Source organism: Streptomyces sp. NPDC059256 (assembly GCF_042753785.1).
GTDB lineage: Bacteria > Actinomycetota > Actinomycetes > Streptomycetales > Streptomycetaceae > Streptomyces.
In genome coordinates, this window is record NZ_JBHYZO010000062.1 from 1 (window position 1) to 1,069 (window position 1,069).

General features: G+C 40.2%; 1 pseudogene. It reads left to right on the forward strand.

The features are described 5' to 3' along the window. Positions 1 to 181: 181 nt before the first annotated feature. A pseudogene (locus ACFXJL_RS34830) lies at positions 182 to 1,069 on the forward strand (IS3 family transposase); the annotation flags it as partial.

The window sequence follows — 1,069 nt, forward strand, 5'->3', positions numbered from 1 at the left end:
TGCCAAGGCATCAGTTGGAGAGCAGCCTGTTGCTGAAGCTGAAATCGGCATCTATATTGAAAAATGAAAAAAACCCTTCACAACATTGGGACTGACCCCATAAGATGAGACAAATAAAAACACCTTCAAGTTTGAATACGGATGATTGTTATCCGAAATTAGACTTGGAGGTGTTTTTTCTATGGGGACAAGAGTGAGTTATCCGGTTGAAGTGAAACAGAAGGCTGTAGAAATGAGATTGGCAGGCGTACCTATGAAAGAGATCATGCAGGAGTTGAATATCAAAAATAATACGCAGATTAAGACATGGGTCAGATGGTATAAGGCTGGTGATACACATCGATTTGAACAGCCTGTTGGTAAGCAATACACTTATGGAAAAGGTCCGGAGTATTCTTCCGAATTAGAGAAACTGCAGGCAGAGAATCGATATCTGAGACAACAGAATGAAGTGTTAAAAAAGTACAACGAATTGGAAAGGAAGTTGATAGCCAAACGTCAGTCGAACTTGTAGAAGAATTGCACAGCACAATGACCGTGCAGGATATCTGTATTCATTTAGGTATCTCTCGCTCGTCTTATTATCGTTGGAAGAAGAATCTGAAGAAAGATCATCCCAAGCGCCATTTAGAAAAACAAATCGGCACGTTGTGCCGAGAGCACCAGTATCGATATGGATATCGAAAAATCACAGCTATATTAAAAAAGAGAATGTGTATTAACCATAAAACGGTTCAGCGTATTATGCAGAAAAATCAGTGGCAGTGCCGGGTTAAGGTGAAAAAGCGCAAGAAGAATGGGCAGCCATATGCCGTGGTCGACAATATATTAGATCGGAACTTTCAGTCTGATCATCCTCTTGAAAAACTAGTAACAGACATCACGTATTTGCCTTATGGACAGAAACAATTGTACCTTTCCAGTATATTGGATGTATATAATGGAGAAGTGATTGCTTTTACGATTGGAGATAAGCAGGACACAGACTTTGTCTTACACACACTTGATCAACTGCCAACACTGCCTGAGAACTGCGTGTTACATAGTGACCAAGGATCTGTGTATACAT